The 13,437-nt window shown below is 67.4% G+C and carries 13 protein-coding genes; 9 read left to right on the plus strand and 4 right to left on the minus strand.

Annotated elements, in window-relative coordinates; translation table 11 throughout:
• The gene (locus tag ACQR1B_RS22365) at positions 1 to 924 is read left to right on the plus strand and encodes an AEC family transporter (RefSeq protein WP_434833735.1); all 924 of its coding nucleotides are present in this window, start codon (positions 1 to 3) and stop codon (positions 922 to 924) included.
• Positions 925 to 933: 9 nt separating this feature from the next.
• Here the strand turns inward: ACQR1B_RS22365 and ACQR1B_RS22370 are convergent, their stop codons facing one another.
• Positions 934 to 1,758, minus strand: coding sequence for a CPBP family intramembrane glutamic endopeptidase (locus ACQR1B_RS22370; protein WP_434833734.1), 825 nt, complete (start codon positions 1,756 to 1,758; stop codon positions 934 to 936).
• A gap of 319 nt (positions 1,759 to 2,077) precedes the next feature.
• Between ACQR1B_RS22370 and ACQR1B_RS22375 the strand changes: the two genes are divergently transcribed.
• From ACQR1B_RS22375 to dprA, 5 genes are all read left to right on the plus strand, one after another.
• Positions 2,078 to 3,031 carry an aspartate carbamoyltransferase catalytic subunit gene (locus ACQR1B_RS22375; RefSeq protein WP_434833733.1) on the plus strand — a complete coding sequence of 318 codons (954 nt, stop codon included), beginning with the start codon at positions 2,078 to 2,080 and terminating at the stop codon, positions 3,029 to 3,031.
• A 23-nt stretch (positions 3,032 to 3,054) separates the two neighbouring features.
• A complete protein-coding gene (locus ACQR1B_RS22380; RefSeq protein ID WP_434833732.1) occupies positions 3,055 to 4,356 on the plus strand; it encodes a dihydroorotase in 1,302 nt (433 codons plus the stop codon).
• Positions 4,357 to 4,386: 30 nt separating this feature from the next.
• Positions 4,387 to 4,983, plus strand: coding sequence for a glycerol-3-phosphate 1-O-acyltransferase PlsY (plsY, locus tag ACQR1B_RS22385; protein ID WP_434833731.1), 597 nt, complete (start codon positions 4,387 to 4,389; stop codon positions 4,981 to 4,983).
• A 214-nt stretch (positions 4,984 to 5,197) separates the two neighbouring features.
• Entirely contained in the window at positions 5,198 to 6,511 is a 1,314-nt protein-coding gene (locus ACQR1B_RS22390) for a patatin-like phospholipase family protein (protein ID WP_434871306.1), read from the plus strand.
• 60 nt (positions 6,512 to 6,571) lie between these two features.
• Positions 6,572 to 7,690, plus strand: coding sequence for a DNA-processing protein DprA (gene dprA / locus ACQR1B_RS22395; protein WP_434833730.1), 1,119 nt, complete (start codon positions 6,572 to 6,574; stop codon positions 7,688 to 7,690).
• 8 nt (positions 7,691 to 7,698) lie between these two features.
• On the opposite strand, the gene ACQR1B_RS22400 is transcribed toward dprA, so the two are convergent.
• Entirely contained in the window at positions 7,699 to 8,097 is a 399-nt protein-coding gene (locus ACQR1B_RS22400; protein ID WP_434833729.1) for a winged helix-turn-helix transcriptional regulator, read from the minus strand.
• A 97-nt stretch (positions 8,098 to 8,194) separates the two neighbouring features.
• On the opposite strand from ACQR1B_RS22400, the gene ACQR1B_RS22405 reads away from it, so the two are divergent.
• Complete coding sequence (locus ACQR1B_RS22405) at positions 8,195 to 8,803, plus strand: FMN-dependent NADH-azoreductase (protein ID WP_434833728.1); 609 nt, start codon at positions 8,195 to 8,197, stop codon at positions 8,801 to 8,803.
• Positions 8,804 to 8,883: 80 nt separating this feature from the next.
• Here the strand turns inward: ACQR1B_RS22405 and ACQR1B_RS22410 are convergent, their stop codons facing one another.
• Entirely contained in the window at positions 8,884 to 9,654 is a 771-nt protein-coding gene (locus ACQR1B_RS22410; protein WP_434833727.1) for a glucose 1-dehydrogenase, read from the minus strand.
• A 144-nt stretch (positions 9,655 to 9,798) separates the two neighbouring features.
• Here ACQR1B_RS22410 and ACQR1B_RS22415 point away from each other — a divergent pair, with 144 nt between their 5' ends.
• Positions 9,799 to 10,242 carry a winged helix-turn-helix transcriptional regulator gene (locus ACQR1B_RS22415; protein WP_434833726.1) on the plus strand — a complete coding sequence of 148 codons (444 nt, stop codon included), beginning with the start codon at positions 9,799 to 9,801 and terminating at the stop codon, positions 10,240 to 10,242.
• Between the two features lie 18 nt (positions 10,243 to 10,260).
• Here ACQR1B_RS22415 and ACQR1B_RS22420 read toward each other — a convergent pair whose 3' ends face one another.
• Positions 10,261 to 10,470: a hypothetical protein gene (locus ACQR1B_RS22420; RefSeq protein ID WP_434833843.1), complete on the minus strand. Its 210-nt coding sequence runs from the start codon at positions 10,468 to 10,470 to the stop codon at positions 10,261 to 10,263.
• Between the two features lie 220 nt (positions 10,471 to 10,690).
• On the opposite strand from ACQR1B_RS22420, the gene topA reads away from it, so the two are divergent.
• Positions 10,691 to 13,435, plus strand: coding sequence for a type I DNA topoisomerase (gene topA / locus ACQR1B_RS22425; RefSeq protein ID WP_434833725.1), 2,745 nt, complete (start codon positions 10,691 to 10,693; stop codon positions 13,433 to 13,435).
• Positions 13,436 to 13,437: the final 2 nt, after the last annotated feature.

Raw genomic sequence — 13,437 nt, forward strand, 5'->3', positions numbered from 1 at the left:
ATGGGCGCCGTCGTCGCAGCACTGGCGCCGGTGTTCCTGCTGATCGTGACCGGCTTCGGCCTCCGCCGCAGCCTCATCACGCTCGACACACAATGGCACGGGCTGGAGCGGCTCACTTATTATGTGCTGTTCCCGGCGCTGCTGGTGCAGAGCCTGGTCAAGGCTGACCTCGCCAAGGTGCCGGTGGCCGGCGTCGGCGGCGCGCTGTTGCTCGCCGCGCTCGTGATGTCCCTGCTCTGCCTCGCCTTGCGGCCGCTGCTCACGCGCGCGGGCGTCGATGGCCCTGCCTTCACGTCGATCTTCCAGGGCGCGACGCGCTGGCAGACCTATGTCGCGCTCAGCGTCGCGGGCAGCCTGTTCGGCCCGAGTGGGCTTGCGGCCGCCTCGGTCGGAATGATCGCGATCATCCCGATGGTCAACGTCTTCAGCGTCGCCGTGCTCGCCCGTTATGCGTCGCCGACCCGCCAATCGATGCGCGAGATCGCAGCCACGATCGTGCGCAATCCCCTGATCTGGGCCTGCGTCATCGGGCTCGTTCTCAATCTTGCGCATGTGCGGCCGCCAAAGCTCTGGCACGATGTCGCCGATGCGCTCGCGCAGGCCTCGCTGCCGATCGGCCTCCTGGTCACCGGCGCGGGCCTGCACTTCGAGGGGTTGCGCCGCGCGGGACCGGCCGCCGCCCTCGGCGTGCTGCTCAAGCTGGTGCTGATGCCGATCCTGGCGATCGGGCTCGCCGGATGGTTCGGCGTCACCGGCCCGAGCCTCGTGGTGGTGGCGATCTGCGGCGCGGTGCCGACGTCGCCGAGCGCCTATGTGCTGGCCAAGCAGATGGGCGGCGACGCGCCGCTGCTGGCGCAGATCATCTCGCTGCAGACCGTGCTGGCGGCGCTGACGATGCCGCTCGCGATCGCCTGGGTGAGCTGACGGCCTCGCTCAGGAGTGGCCGCTCGCGAGCCACATCGTCTGCACCGTGGCGGCGAGGTTGTTCAGGCCGTGCAGCACGATGGTCAGCAGTGTGGAGTGGGTCCGATAGCGCAGATAGCCGAACCAAGCGCCGAGCGAAAACACGTTGAGCAGGGCAAACCAGTCGTACTGCAGATGCAGCATGGTCCAGAGCAATGACGACAGCACGATTGCGCCGGGCACCCGCAGGAAGGAGTCCGACCAGCCGCGATAGAGAAAGCCGCGCGCGAGCAGCTCTTCCGAGATCGGCGCCGCGACGCAGAAGGCGATCACCAGCAGCCATACCACGCCGTCGCCTTGCGCGGTCTTCAGGATGTCCGTCATGAAGCTCGATGAGGTTTCTCCGCGACCGGTCAGTTGCGCCACCACCTCCCAGCACCCCAGGATCACGACCATGCCGACGACGCCAAAGGCGACGTTTTTCCATGTGGTCCAGCGCAGGCCCATATAGTCGGCGAACGGCGTGCGGGTGTGCCGGACGGCAAAATAGGCCGGGATCAACATGCCCGGCACGCCCATGATCGCGGACAGCGAGACCGTGAGCGACCGGCTCGCGATCTGGATCAAGGCAGCCTGAAACTGAGCCGGGCTATCGAGCGCGTCGTGATGCTGCAGCAGGAAATAAACGATCGGCGTCAGCTGGCCGATGAAGAACGCGGCGATGATGACGAAGCCCCACAGCGCCGTCCGCCAGAATCCGAGCGTCCGCAGCTCGCGTTGCGCCGGCGCGACCTGCTGCGGCGGATTGGCGGGATCGAGGGAGTCGACGACGGCGGCTTCAGGAGACTCGGTCAAGGCAGGGCACGCTCCAGCAAGGCACGGATATCGGCGGGTTCGGGAGTGGCGGTGGAAGGCGGGTTATGATCGTGCCCTGTGCTGAGAGATCATCGGCGCGGCCGAACCTGAAAATCATAGGCGGTCTCGCCGCCGCCCGGCAGCGGAAAAATACCGGCACGCCCCCGCATAGTTCACAAAGCCTTGCCCCGCCGGATCGACGCGCCGCGCCCGCCGAATCGCCGCGTATCCCGGCCCATGGCACGGAACGGGGGATAACTCGGAACCCCGCCATTGGGCCTTGCCCCCCATGGAAACCGCCCCTATAGCTCTGGCTTTAATGGCAACCTCTCCGAAATCGACGTTCGTCCTCGGGCACCGGCATCTGCTGGGAATCGAGGGCCTTTCCGCCCACGACATCACCGGTCTCCTCGACCTGTCCGAGGAGTATGTCGAACTGAACCGTCAGGTCGACAAGAAGCGCACGGTGCTGCGCGGCCGCACCCAGGTCAACCTGTTCTTCGAGGCCTCGACGCGGACGCAGTCCTCGTTCGAGATCGCGGGCAAGCGGCTCGGCGCCGATGTCATGAACATGTCGGTGTCGTCCTCGTCCATGCGCAAGGGCGAGACCCTGATGGACACCGCGGTCACGCTCAACGCGATGCATCCGGACATCCTGGTGGTCCGCCACCACGCCTCGGGCGCGGTGGAACTGCTGGCGCGCAAGGTTGACGGCTCCGTGATCAATGCCGGCGACGGTGCGCATGAGCATCCGACCCAGGCGCTGCTCGACGCGCTCACGATCCGCCGCAACAAGGGCCGCATCGAGGGGCTGGTGATCGCGATCTGCGGCGACGTGCTGCATTCGCGCGTGGCGCGCTCCAACATCCTACTCTTGAACACGATGGGCGCCCGCGTCCGCGTGGTCGCGCCCTCTACCCTGCTGCCGCCCGGCATCGAGCGCATGGGCGTCGAGGTCGCGCGCGACATGCGCGAGGGCCTCGACGGTGCCGACATCGTGATGATGCTGCGGCTGCAGCGCGAGCGCATGAACGGCTCGTTCGTGCCGTCGTCGTCGGAATATTTCCAGTATTTCGGGCTGGACCAGAAGAAGCTCGCCTACGCCAGGCCCGACGCGCTGGTGATGCACCCGGGTCCGATGAACCGCGGCGTCGAGATCGAGTCGATCGTCGCCGACGGCGCGCAGTCGCTGATCCGGGAACAGGTCGAAATGGGGGTTGCCGTGCGCATGGCCGTGCTCGAAGCGCTGGCCCGCAACCTGCCCAACGCGTGATAGAGAAGTCGGGACCAAACGCCATGCTGACCGACCGCCGCCCGATTCTGCTCGCCAATGCGCGCGTCATCGACCCCTCCCGCGACTTCGACGGCCCCGGCGACGTGCTGATCGCCGACGGCGTCATCCGCGACCTCAAGCGCGGCATCGGCGCAGCCGGCGTTCCGGAAGGAACCGATGTCGTCAACTGCGCCGGCAAGATCGTGGCGCCCGGCCTGATCGACATGTGCGCCTTCGTCGGCGAGCCAGGCCTCGGCCATCGCGAGACCTTTGCCAGCGCGAGCCAGGCTGCCGCCACCGGCGGCATCACCACCATCATCTGCCAGCCCGGCACCGAGCCCGTCATCGACAATTCGGCGACCGTCGATTTCGTGTTGCGGCGGGCGCGCGACACCGCGATCGTCAACATCCAGCCGATGGCGGCGCTCACCAAGGGCCTGCGCGGCGAGGAGATGACCGAGATCGGGCTGCTGCGCGCCGCCGGCGCCGTCGCCTTCTCCAACGGCCACACCAGCGTGATGAACGCGCAGGTGATGCGCCGGGCGCTGACCTATGCGCGCGATTTCGACGCGCTGATCGTGCATCACACGGAAGACCCGAGCCTCGTCGGCGAAGGCGTCATGAACGAGGGCGAGTTCGCCTCGCGGCTCGGCCTGGAGGGCATTCCGCCGGCCGCGGAGGCCGTGGTGCTCGAGCGCGACATGCGTCTCGTGGCGCTCAGCAGGAGCCGCTATCACGCGGCTGCGCTCAGTTCGGTGGACTCGCTCGACGTCCTCAGGCGGGCGCGCGAGGCCGGCCTTGCCGTGAGCGCGTCGGTGTCGATCAACCACGTCACCCTGAACGAGAACGACATCGGTCCCTACCGCACCTTCCTGAAGCTGACGCCGCCACTGCGCACCGAAGCCGACCGCCGCGCGCTGGTCGAGGCGCTGGCCTCGGGGCTCATCGACGTCATCATGTCCGATCACACGCCGCAGGACGTCGAGGTCAAGCGGCTGCCGTTCGCGGAGGCTGCGAGCGGCGCGGTCGGCCTGGAGACGATGCTGCCAGCGGCGTTGCGCCTCGTGCACAATGGCGAGCTCAGCTGGACCACCCTGATCCGCGCCATGTCGACCCGCCCGGCAGAGCTGCTCGGCCTGCCCGGCGGCACCCTGCGCGCGGGTGCGCCGGCCGACATCGTCGTGATCGATCCGGACGTGCCCTGGATTCTCGATCCGGCCGACCTCAAATCGCTGTGCAAGAACACGCCGTTCGACGAGGCCCGCTTCACCGGGCGCGTGGTCCGCACCATCGTCGGCGGCCGCACCGTGTTCGAACATGTCTGACGCACGCCAAGGCGTGGAAGGAGTCGCGTGATGTCATCCGAAGCCTTCCTGCCTGTCGCCCTCATCATCGGCTATCTCCTGGGCTCGATTCCGTTCGGCCTGATCCTGACGAAGCTCGCCGGCACGCAGGATCTGCGCAGCATCGGCTCCGGCAATATCGGCGCCACCAACGTGCTGCGCACCGGACGCAAGGGGCTCGCCGCCGCGACCTTGCTCGGCGATGCGCTCAAGGGCACGGCGGCGGTGATCATCGCCGGCACGTTCGGTGGTCCGAATGCCGCGATGATCGCGGGCCTCGGCGCCTTCCTCGGGCACCTGTTCCCGGTGTGGCTGAAGTTCCGTGGCGGCAAGGGCGTGGCCGTCTATATCGGCATTCTGATCGGCCTGCTCTGGCCGGCCGCGATCTTCTTCTGCCTCGTCTGGCTCGCCACCGCTTTCGCGCTCCGCTACTCATCAGCTGCTGCACTCGTCGCGAGCGTGTTGACGCCGATCGGGCTGTGGGCTTTCGGTCACACTGCGCTGGCCGCCTTGTTTGCCCTGCTCACATTGTTGCTCATTTACATGCATCGCGAAAACATCAAGCGATTGCAGGCCGGCACCGAGAGCAAGATCGGCGCAAAGAAGTAGTCACTCCGGACAAATACGGAAAGCCGTGTTGCGCGCTGAACTCACAGAGGCGGCGCGGCAACACCGCTGTGTGATCAGCTAATAAGTTTACCCAGGACTCTGGCGTGAATCATGATTGCCTGTCATGATTCTGGCATCTGATTTCGCAAGACCAATTCACGCGGCGCATCGACGATACGCGATGCCCCGCACTGATGAGGAGTCGGCGCAGCACATGTCCACCCCGATCCGCTCGAGCGCCAGCGTTCTCCTTTCCGCGGCCCAAATCTGGTCAACCAACGATCCGTTCGGCGCGGCCGCCGCGCCGGCAGCGCTTAGCACTCCGTTGCCCACGATCAGCGCAGCCACGGCTCAGGTTCCGATTACCGGGACCGCCGACGTCGCGATGCCGGCCATCGCGAGCGCGCCAGCCGAGAGCACGACGGCCGTCGTGGAGATGATCATTGCTGCGACCGGCGTGAGCACCGAGCCGAAGCTTTCCGAAACCACCGAGCGCTCGCTCGCCGAGACCATCGCCAGCGCCACCCTGCCGCCGCCGCCGCGGATGTGGCCGCCGCGCAAATTGTCGCTGGCGCTGCAGGGTGGCGGCACCTTGTCGGCCTTCACATGGGGCGTGCTGGACCGCCTGCTGGAGGAGCCGGGGTGCGATTTCGACACGATCAGCGGCGCCAGCGCCGGCGCGATCAATGCCGCGCTGCTCGCCAGCGGGCTTGCCAATGGCGGGCGCGACGACGCGCGCGGCCGGCTGGCCGAGTTCTGGACCGGACTCTGGGATGAAGCCTCGTTCCGCTCGCTGATGCTGATCGGCGGCTACTCGCCCGCCAGCAGCGCCGTGTCGTTCGGTTCGGGACTGCGCGGCGGGCGCGCCGATCCGCTTGACCTCGAACCGCTGCGCGACATCCTCGCGGCGACGATCGATTTCGCGGCCGTGCAGAGCGCAGGCGCACCGCGCCTGCTGATTGCGGCGACCCGGGTCCGCGATGGCCAGCCGCAGATCTTCCGTAACGGCGAGATCACGCCGGACGTACTGCTCGCCTCGACCTGCCCCGCTCAGTTGCACACTGCCGTCGACATCGACGACGACGCCTATTGGGATGGCGGCTACGCCGCCAATCCGCCGCTGATCCAGATTGCCCACGAGTCCAGCGCGGCCGACCTGCTGGTGGTGCAGGTAACGCCGGCGCGCGACGGCTACGTGCCCGTGACCTCGGCCGCGATCGACCGCCGCCTCGACCAGATTGCCGCCAATGCCGTGCTCAACGCTGAACTTGCGGCCCTCGAATGGGCGCGCAGCGACGGTCTGCATCCGCCGCGCGTGCATCGGCTTGCCGCCGAAGACACGATCGAGTCGCTGGCGCAGCGCGACGCGACCGACCTCGGCAGCGACTTCATCGCGATGCTGTATCAGCGCGGACGCGAGGCCGCCGACCGCTGGCTGCGCCAGGCGCCCATCGGCACCACGCTCACCGTCCAGGACGGACGGATCGAGATCCCCGCGGACGACGTCCTCGACGCGACGCCGGCATAGCGCCCCTCTTCCCTGCGTCTCCGGGTTGCTCCATGCTAGCCCCTCTTCGAGGAGGCTGGCGTGGACGCGATCAACACGACCATCGAGCTGAGCGAGACCGAGCGGCGCGACCGTCTGCGCCTGATCCGCTCCGACAATGTCGGGCCGCGCACCTTCCGCTCGCTGCTCGACCATTTCGGCACCGCGCGGGCCGCGCTGGAGCGGCTGCCCGATCTGGCGCGCCGCGGCGGCGCCGCCGCGGCCGGCCGGATCTGCACCATCGCTGAAGCCGAGGCCGAGCTCGACGCCTGCAAACGACACGGCGTCCAGTTGCGGGCGCCCGACGAGGACGGCTATCCGCCTCGCCTCGCGACCTGCGAGGATGCGCCGCCGTTGCTCGGCGTGCGCGGCGCCCGGGACGCCTTGATGCGACCGATGATCGCCATCGTCGGCTCGCGCAATGCCTCCGCCGCCGGGCTGAAATTCGCCGGCCAGATCGCGCATGAGCTCGGCCAGGCCGGCTTCATCATCATCTCCGGCCTCGCGCGCGGCATCGATCAGGCCGCCCATCGCGCCAGCCTGTCCAGCGGCACCGTCGCGGTGCTCGCCGGCGGCCACGACCGGATCTATCCGCCCGAGCATGTCGACCTGCTCGGCGCCATCGTCGGCGGCAGCGGCGCCGCGATCTCGGAGATGCCGCTCGGCCACGAGCCCCGCGCGCGGGATTTTCCCCGTCGCAACCGGCTGATCTCCGGCGCCTCGCTCGGCGTCGTCGTGGTCGAGGCCGCGCATAAATCAGGCTCGCTGATCACCGCCCGCATGGCCGGCGAACAGGGCCGCGAGGTGTTCGCGGTGCCGGGCTCGCCGCTCGATCCCCGCTCGGCCGGCACCAACGACCTGATCAAGCAGGGCGCCACCTTGGTCACCGAAGCCGCCGACGTGATCCAGGCCGTCGGCCCGATCCTGGAACGTCCGCTGCCCTTGTCGCTGCGCGAGCCCGATGAGAATTTGTTCGCGCCCGATCCCGAGCGCCATGACCGCGATCAGATCATCGCCCTGCTGGGTCCGACGCCGGTCTCGATCGACGATCTCATTCGGATCAGCGGCCTGTCGCCGGCAGTTCTGCGCATGGTGCTGCTCGAACTGGAGCTGGCCGGCCGGCTGGAACGGCACGGCGGCGGGATGGTCTCGCTGCTGTAGCGTCGGGCTCAGTCGACGCCTCGGCGCGCATCGAAGCGTGAGCGCGCCTGCTCGATCTGCTCCTGGTGCCGGATGGCCCACTGCCCGAGCGCCTGAACCGGCTGGGACAGGCCGCGGCCGAGATCGGTCAATTCGTAGTCCACGCGCGGCGGGATGGTCGGAAACACCGTCCGCGTCACCAGGCCGTCGCGTTCGAGACCACGCAGGGTCAAGGTCAGCATCCGCTGCGAGATGCCGCCCACCAGGCGCTTCAGCTCGTTGAAGCGCTTTGGCCCGTCCTGCAGCATCATGATGACGAACACGCTCCATTTGTCGCCGACGCGCGCCAGGATCGAGGCGACGCCCCGGCAATCATGGTGATTCGGCCGCGCCTGCAGGTCGGGATCATCGCTGTCAGCAAGTGTCATGGCTGTGCCCGGGTTTCAAGAATGTGCGTTCTTGTGGGGTTACAGCACAGTCACTCATAGTGCGCCAGTTACAAACCAATACCGAGGTGACTGACCCATGACCCAACTCCTCCACATCGACTCCAGCGTGCTCGGCCCCAACTCCGTCAGCCGTCAGGTGTCCGCTGCCATCGTCGCACGGCTCCGGCAGATCACGCCCGGGCTCGAGGTCACCTACCGCGATCTGGCAGCAGCGCCGCTGGCGCATCTGTCAGGCGCACACCTCGCCGTCGCCCATGGCGCGCCGGTCGACGACCCCGCGGTGCAGGCCGACGTCGCCACCGGACAGGCGGTGCTGGAGGAGTTTCTCCGCGCCGACATCGTCGTGCTCGGCGCACCGATGTACAATTTCTCGATCCCGAGCCAGCTCAAGGCCTGGATCGACCGCATCGTGGTCGCCGGCAAGACCTTCAGATATGGCGCCAACGGTCCCGAGGGACTGGCGGCCGGCAAGCGCGTGATCGTGGCGGTGTCCCGCGGCGGCTACTACGGCGCAGCGCCGATGGCCGCGCTCGAACATCTCGAAACCTATCTGAGGGGCGTCTTCGGCTTCATCGGCGTCACCGCGCCCGAATTCGTCGCCGCCGACGGCATCATGATCGGCCCGGAGCAGCGCGAGCAGGCGCTCGCGAACGCGCTCCAGACTGCGGGTGGCCTCGCCGCCTGACGGAAAAGGGGCTGCCGCCGGCCGCCCCTTGCTTCCGGCCCTGGCGAGGTCCAACGCCCCGCCACGGTCGGCGCCACCCACTAGCGATAGATCGGCGCGCCGGCCGGCGAGCTGGTCGCACCGCCATCGACGAACAGCTCCTGGCCCTGGATGTGCGCGGCATCGTCCGAGGCCAGGAACAGCACGGTGCTTGCGATGGCCTCGGGCTCGCCGATATGGCCGAGCGGTGTGGTCGCTGCGATCCGTGCCTCGAACGCCTTCTCTGCATCGGGTGTCGCGATCGCCGCACCCCAGATCGGCGTGCGGATGGCGCCGGGCGCGACCACGTTGACGCGGATGCCGCGGGGCGACAGCTCCGACGCCAGCACCCGCGCCATCGCGCGCACGCCCGCCTTGCTGGCGGCGTAGGCCGAATAGCCCGGGTTGCCCAGTACCGAGATCACCGAGCCGTTGAGGATGATGGACGCGCCGTCGTTGAGATGAGGCAGCGCCGCCTGCACCGTGAAGAACACGCCGGTCAGATTGGTGCGGATCACCTGCTCGAAGACCTCCAGCCTGGTTGCTCCTGCCGGCGTCGCACCGGGAATGCCGGCATTGGCGAACAGGATGTCGAGCTTGCCGAAGCGCTCCGCGGCGCGCGCGACCGCAGCTTCCGTGGCGGCAATGTCCGTCGCATCGGCCACCAGGGCGAGCGCGCTGGGGCCGAGGTCGCGCGCCGCGGCCTCCAGCCGCCCGGCATCGCGGCCGGTGATCACCACCCGGGCGCCTTCCGCGATGAAGCGGCGTGCGGTCGCAAACCCGATGCCGCTGCTGCCGCCGGTAATCAGTGCCGTCTTGTTTGCAAGCCTCACGTCCGTCTCCATATGGTTGCATTATTAAACCGCATGGACGACGTAGGCCAACTGGTTCTATAATGCAACCACACAAATGCGTGACCCGCCGCAGGCGGATACGAGCGCGGTCGCAGTCGCCGTGACGAGACGAAGGACGATGTGATGGTCAAACGGACCAGCTTCGAAGACGACCCCTGCCCGATCGCCCGGTCGCTGGATGCGATTGGCGACTGGTGGTCTCTGCTCATCATCCGCGACGCGTTTCTCGGCGTCCGCCGCTTCAGCGCCTTCCAGCGCAGCCTCGGGATGGCGAAGAACATTCTCACGGTCCGCCTGCGCGCGCTGGTCGAGCGCGGCATCCTCGCCACCGAGCCGGCCTCGGATGGCAGCCCCTATCGCGACTATGTGCTGACGCCGAAAGGCCGCGGCCTGTTTCCGATCCTGGTCGCGCTGCGTCAGTGGAGCGAGGAGTTCGACGAGCACCCCGAGGAAATCGCCACCGTGTTGGTGGACCGCGCCCGGCGCCGCCCGGTGCGCAAGCTGCTGCTGTGTGCCGACGACGGCACGCCATTGGCGCCGGAACATACGACCCTGGCGCCGCGCTAGGCGCGCAGGGAGACCGCGTCAGCAGAGCCTGCGCCGGCTGCGCAGCCTGAGATGCTCTTCGGCTTCCAGGTTGGCCATGCGCAAGAGATAGTCGAGCATGTCGAGATTGTGCCGCTGGGCAAGCTGCGACAGGCCCGCCGTCACCTCGGCGATCAGCGCCGCGGCGGCATCGGGGTCCTCCACCGTCACTTCGACGTCCAGGTCGCTGTCGTCCGCTGTCTTGGCCAACAACTCAATCCGACGGTATTTGAGGAAAACCAATATATAGAGAGCATGGTTCCTGTAGCTCTCCTTACAACCTGATAGGTACTTCGCCGATTCAACGCAATCAGCTTTCAACATCCCTCGATTTGACAGGAACCGCCTCACCACCCATGTTCGGGTCAACGAGGCAGGCGCGAATCCCGCGAAACCAGCTTCAATCCTTCCACTAAGTTATTGGAAATACATGAACATCGTCATCGTGGAGTCGCCTGCCAAGGCCAAGACGATCAATAAATATCTGGGCTCCTCCTATGAGGTCCTGGCCTCTTTCGGCCATGTCCGCGACCTCCCGGCGAAGAACGGCTCCGTCGATCCGGACGAAAATTTCCGGATGATCTGGGAGGTCGATCCTAAGGCGGCCGGCCGCCTCAACGACATCGCCAAATCGCTCAAGAACGCAGACCGGCTGATTCTGGCCACCGACCCTGATCGCGAGGGTGAGGCTATTTCCTGGCACGTGCTCGAAGTGTTGAAGGAGAAGCGCGCGCTCAAGGACCAGAAGATCGAGCGCGTCGTTTTCAATGCGATCACCAAGCAGGCGGTCTCGGAGGCGATGAAGCATCCGCGCCAGATCGACGGCGCGCTGGTCGACGCCTACATGGCGCGCCGTGCCCTCGACTACCTCGTCGGCTTCACGCTGTCCCCGGTGTTGTGGCGCAAGCTGCCGGGCGCACGGTCGGCCGGCCGCGTGCAGTCGGTCGCGCTGCGGCTGGTGTGCGATCGCGAACTCGAGATCGAGAAGTTCGTCGCGCGCGAATATTGGTCACTGGTGGCGACCCTGGTGACGCCGCGCGGCGACACCTTCGAGGCCCGCCTCGTCGGCGCCGACGGCAAGAAGATCCAGCGGCTCGACATCGGCACCGGCGCCGAAGCCGAAGACTTCAAGAACGCGCTGAACGCGGCGAACTTCACGGTCGCGACCGTCGACGCCAAGCCGGCGCGGCGCAATCCCCAGGCGCCCTTCACGACGTCCACCCTGCAGCAGGAGGCGAGCCGCAAGCTCGGCTTTGCGCCGGCGCACACCATGCGCATCGCGCAGCGTCTCTATGAAGGCATCGACATCGGCGGCGAGACCACCGGTCTCATCACCTATATGCGAACCGACGGCGTGCAGATCGACGGCTCGGCGATCACCCAGGCGCGCAAGGTGATCGGCGAGATCTACGGCAACAAATATGTGCCGGAGAGCCCGCGCCAGTATCAGACCAAGGCCAAGAACGCCCAGGAAGCCCACGAGGCGATCCGCCCGACCGACCTGTCGCGCAAGCCGGCCGATTTGCGCAAGCGGCTCGATGACGACCAGGCCAAGCTCTACGAGCTGATCTGGACCCGCACGATTGCGAGCCAGATGGAATCCGCCGAGCTCGAGCGCACCACGGTCGACATCACGGCCAAGGCCGGCGAGCGCACGCTCGAGCTGCGCGCCACCGGCCAGGTCGTCAAGTTCGATGGCTTCCTTGCGCTCTATCAGGAAGGCCGCGACGACGAGGAGGACGAGGACGGCCGCCGCCTGCCGCAGATGAGCCAGGGCGAGGCGCTGAAGCGTCAGAACCTCGCGGTCACCCAGCACTTCACCGAGCCGCCGCCGCGCTTCTCCGAGGCGTCGCTGGTCAAGCGCATGGAGGAGCTCGGCATCGGCCGGCCCTCGACCTACGCCTCGATCCTCGATGTGCTGAAAGCCCGCGGCTATGTGAAGCTGGAGAAGAAGCGGCTGCACGGCGAGGACAAGGGCCGCGTCGTCATCGCCTTCCTGGAGAACTTCTTCCGCCGCTACGTCGAGTATGATTTCACGGCGGATCTGGAGGAGCAGCTCGACCGCATCTCCAACAACGAGATCGCCTGGCAGCAGGTCTTGAAGGATTTCTGGACCGGCTTCATCGGCGCCGTCGACGACATCAAGGATCTGCGCGTGGCGCAGGTGCTGGACGCGCTCGACGAGATGCTCGGGCCGCACATCTATCCGCCGCGCACCGATGGTGGTGACGTCCGGCAGTGCCCGACCTGCGGCACCGGGCGGCTGAATCTGAAGGCCGGCAAGTTCGGCGCCTTCGTCGGCTGCTCCAACTACCCGGAGTGCCGCTACACCCGGCCGCTGGCCGCCGACAGCGAGGCCACGGCCGACCGCATTCTCGGCCAGGATCCCGACACCGGCCGCGACGTCGCCGTCAAGGCCGGCCGTTTCGGCCCCTACATCCAGCTCGGCGAGCAGAAGGATTACGCCGAAGGCGAGAAGCCGAAGCGCGCCGGCATTCCGAAGGGCACGCAGCCCTCGGACGTCGATCTCGAACTGGCGCTGAAACTGTTGTCGCTGCCGCGCGAGATCGGCATTCATCCCGAGAGCGGCCTGCCGATCACCGCCGGCCTCGGCCGCTTCGGGCCGTTCGTCAAGCACGACAAGACCTATGCGAGCCTGGAGGCCGGCGACGAGGTGTTCGACATCGGCCTCAACCGCGCGGTCACGCTGATCGCCGAAAAGATCGCCAAGGGCCCGAGCAAGCGCTTCGGCGCCGATCCCGGCAAGGCGCTCGGCGACCATCCGTCGCTCGGCGCCGTCGCCGTCAAGGCCGGCCGCTACGGCGCCTATGTCACCGCGGGTGGCGTCAACGCCACCATTCCCGGCGACAAGGAGAAGGACACGATCACCTTGGCCGAGGCGATCGCCCTGCTCGACGAGCGCGCCGCCAAGGGCGGCGGCAAGGCGAAAGGCAAGGCTGCGAAGCCGGCCAAGAAAGCGGCCAAGCCCAAGGCTGGCGGCGACGACGACTCGCCGAAGCCAGCCAAGAAGGCCGTGGTGAAGAAGGCCGCGGCCAAGCCGAAATCCGACTCCACCAGCAAGGCGCGTGCGCCCGTCGCCAAGGCCGCCAAGACCTCGGCCAAGCCTGCGGCGAAGCCCACGCCCAAGAAGAGCGCCGGCAAGGCCCGCGGATGAGA

This window comes from Bradyrhizobium oligotrophicum, from assembly GCF_051168495.1.
Lineage (GTDB): Bacteria > Pseudomonadota > Alphaproteobacteria > Rhizobiales > Xanthobacteraceae > Bradyrhizobium > Bradyrhizobium oligotrophicum_A.

What these genes read in the sequence shown, in the direction of transcription:
- ACQR1B_RS22365 (WP_434833735.1), top strand. Translation starts at nt 1, where the DNA reads ATGGGCGCCGTCGTCGCAGCACTGGCGCCGGTGTTCCTGCTGATCGTG.
- ACQR1B_RS22375 (WP_434833733.1), top strand. Translation starts at nt 2,078, where the DNA reads ATGGCAACCTCTCCGAAATCGACGTTCGTCCTCGGGCACCGGCATCTG.
- ACQR1B_RS22380 (WP_434833732.1), top strand. Translation starts at nt 3,055, where the DNA reads ATGCTGACCGACCGCCGCCCGATTCTGCTCGCCAATGCGCGCGTCATC.
- plsY (WP_434833731.1), top strand. Translation starts at nt 4,387, where the DNA reads ATGTCATCCGAAGCCTTCCTGCCTGTCGCCCTCATCATCGGCTATCTC.
- ACQR1B_RS22390 (WP_434871306.1), top strand. Translation starts at nt 5,198, where the DNA reads ATGTCCACCCCGATCCGCTCGAGCGCCAGCGTTCTCCTTTCCGCGGCC.
- ACQR1B_RS22400 (WP_434833729.1), bottom strand. Translation starts at nt 8,097, where the DNA reads ATGACACTTGCTGACAGCGATGATCCCGACCTGCAGGCGCGGCCGAAT.
- ACQR1B_RS22405 (WP_434833728.1), top strand. Translation starts at nt 8,195, where the DNA reads ATGACCCAACTCCTCCACATCGACTCCAGCGTGCTCGGCCCCAACTCC.
- ACQR1B_RS22415 (WP_434833726.1), top strand. Translation starts at nt 9,799, where the DNA reads ATGGTCAAACGGACCAGCTTCGAAGACGACCCCTGCCCGATCGCCCGG.
- topA (WP_434833725.1), top strand. Translation starts at nt 10,691, where the DNA reads ATGAACATCGTCATCGTGGAGTCGCCTGCCAAGGCCAAGACGATCAAT.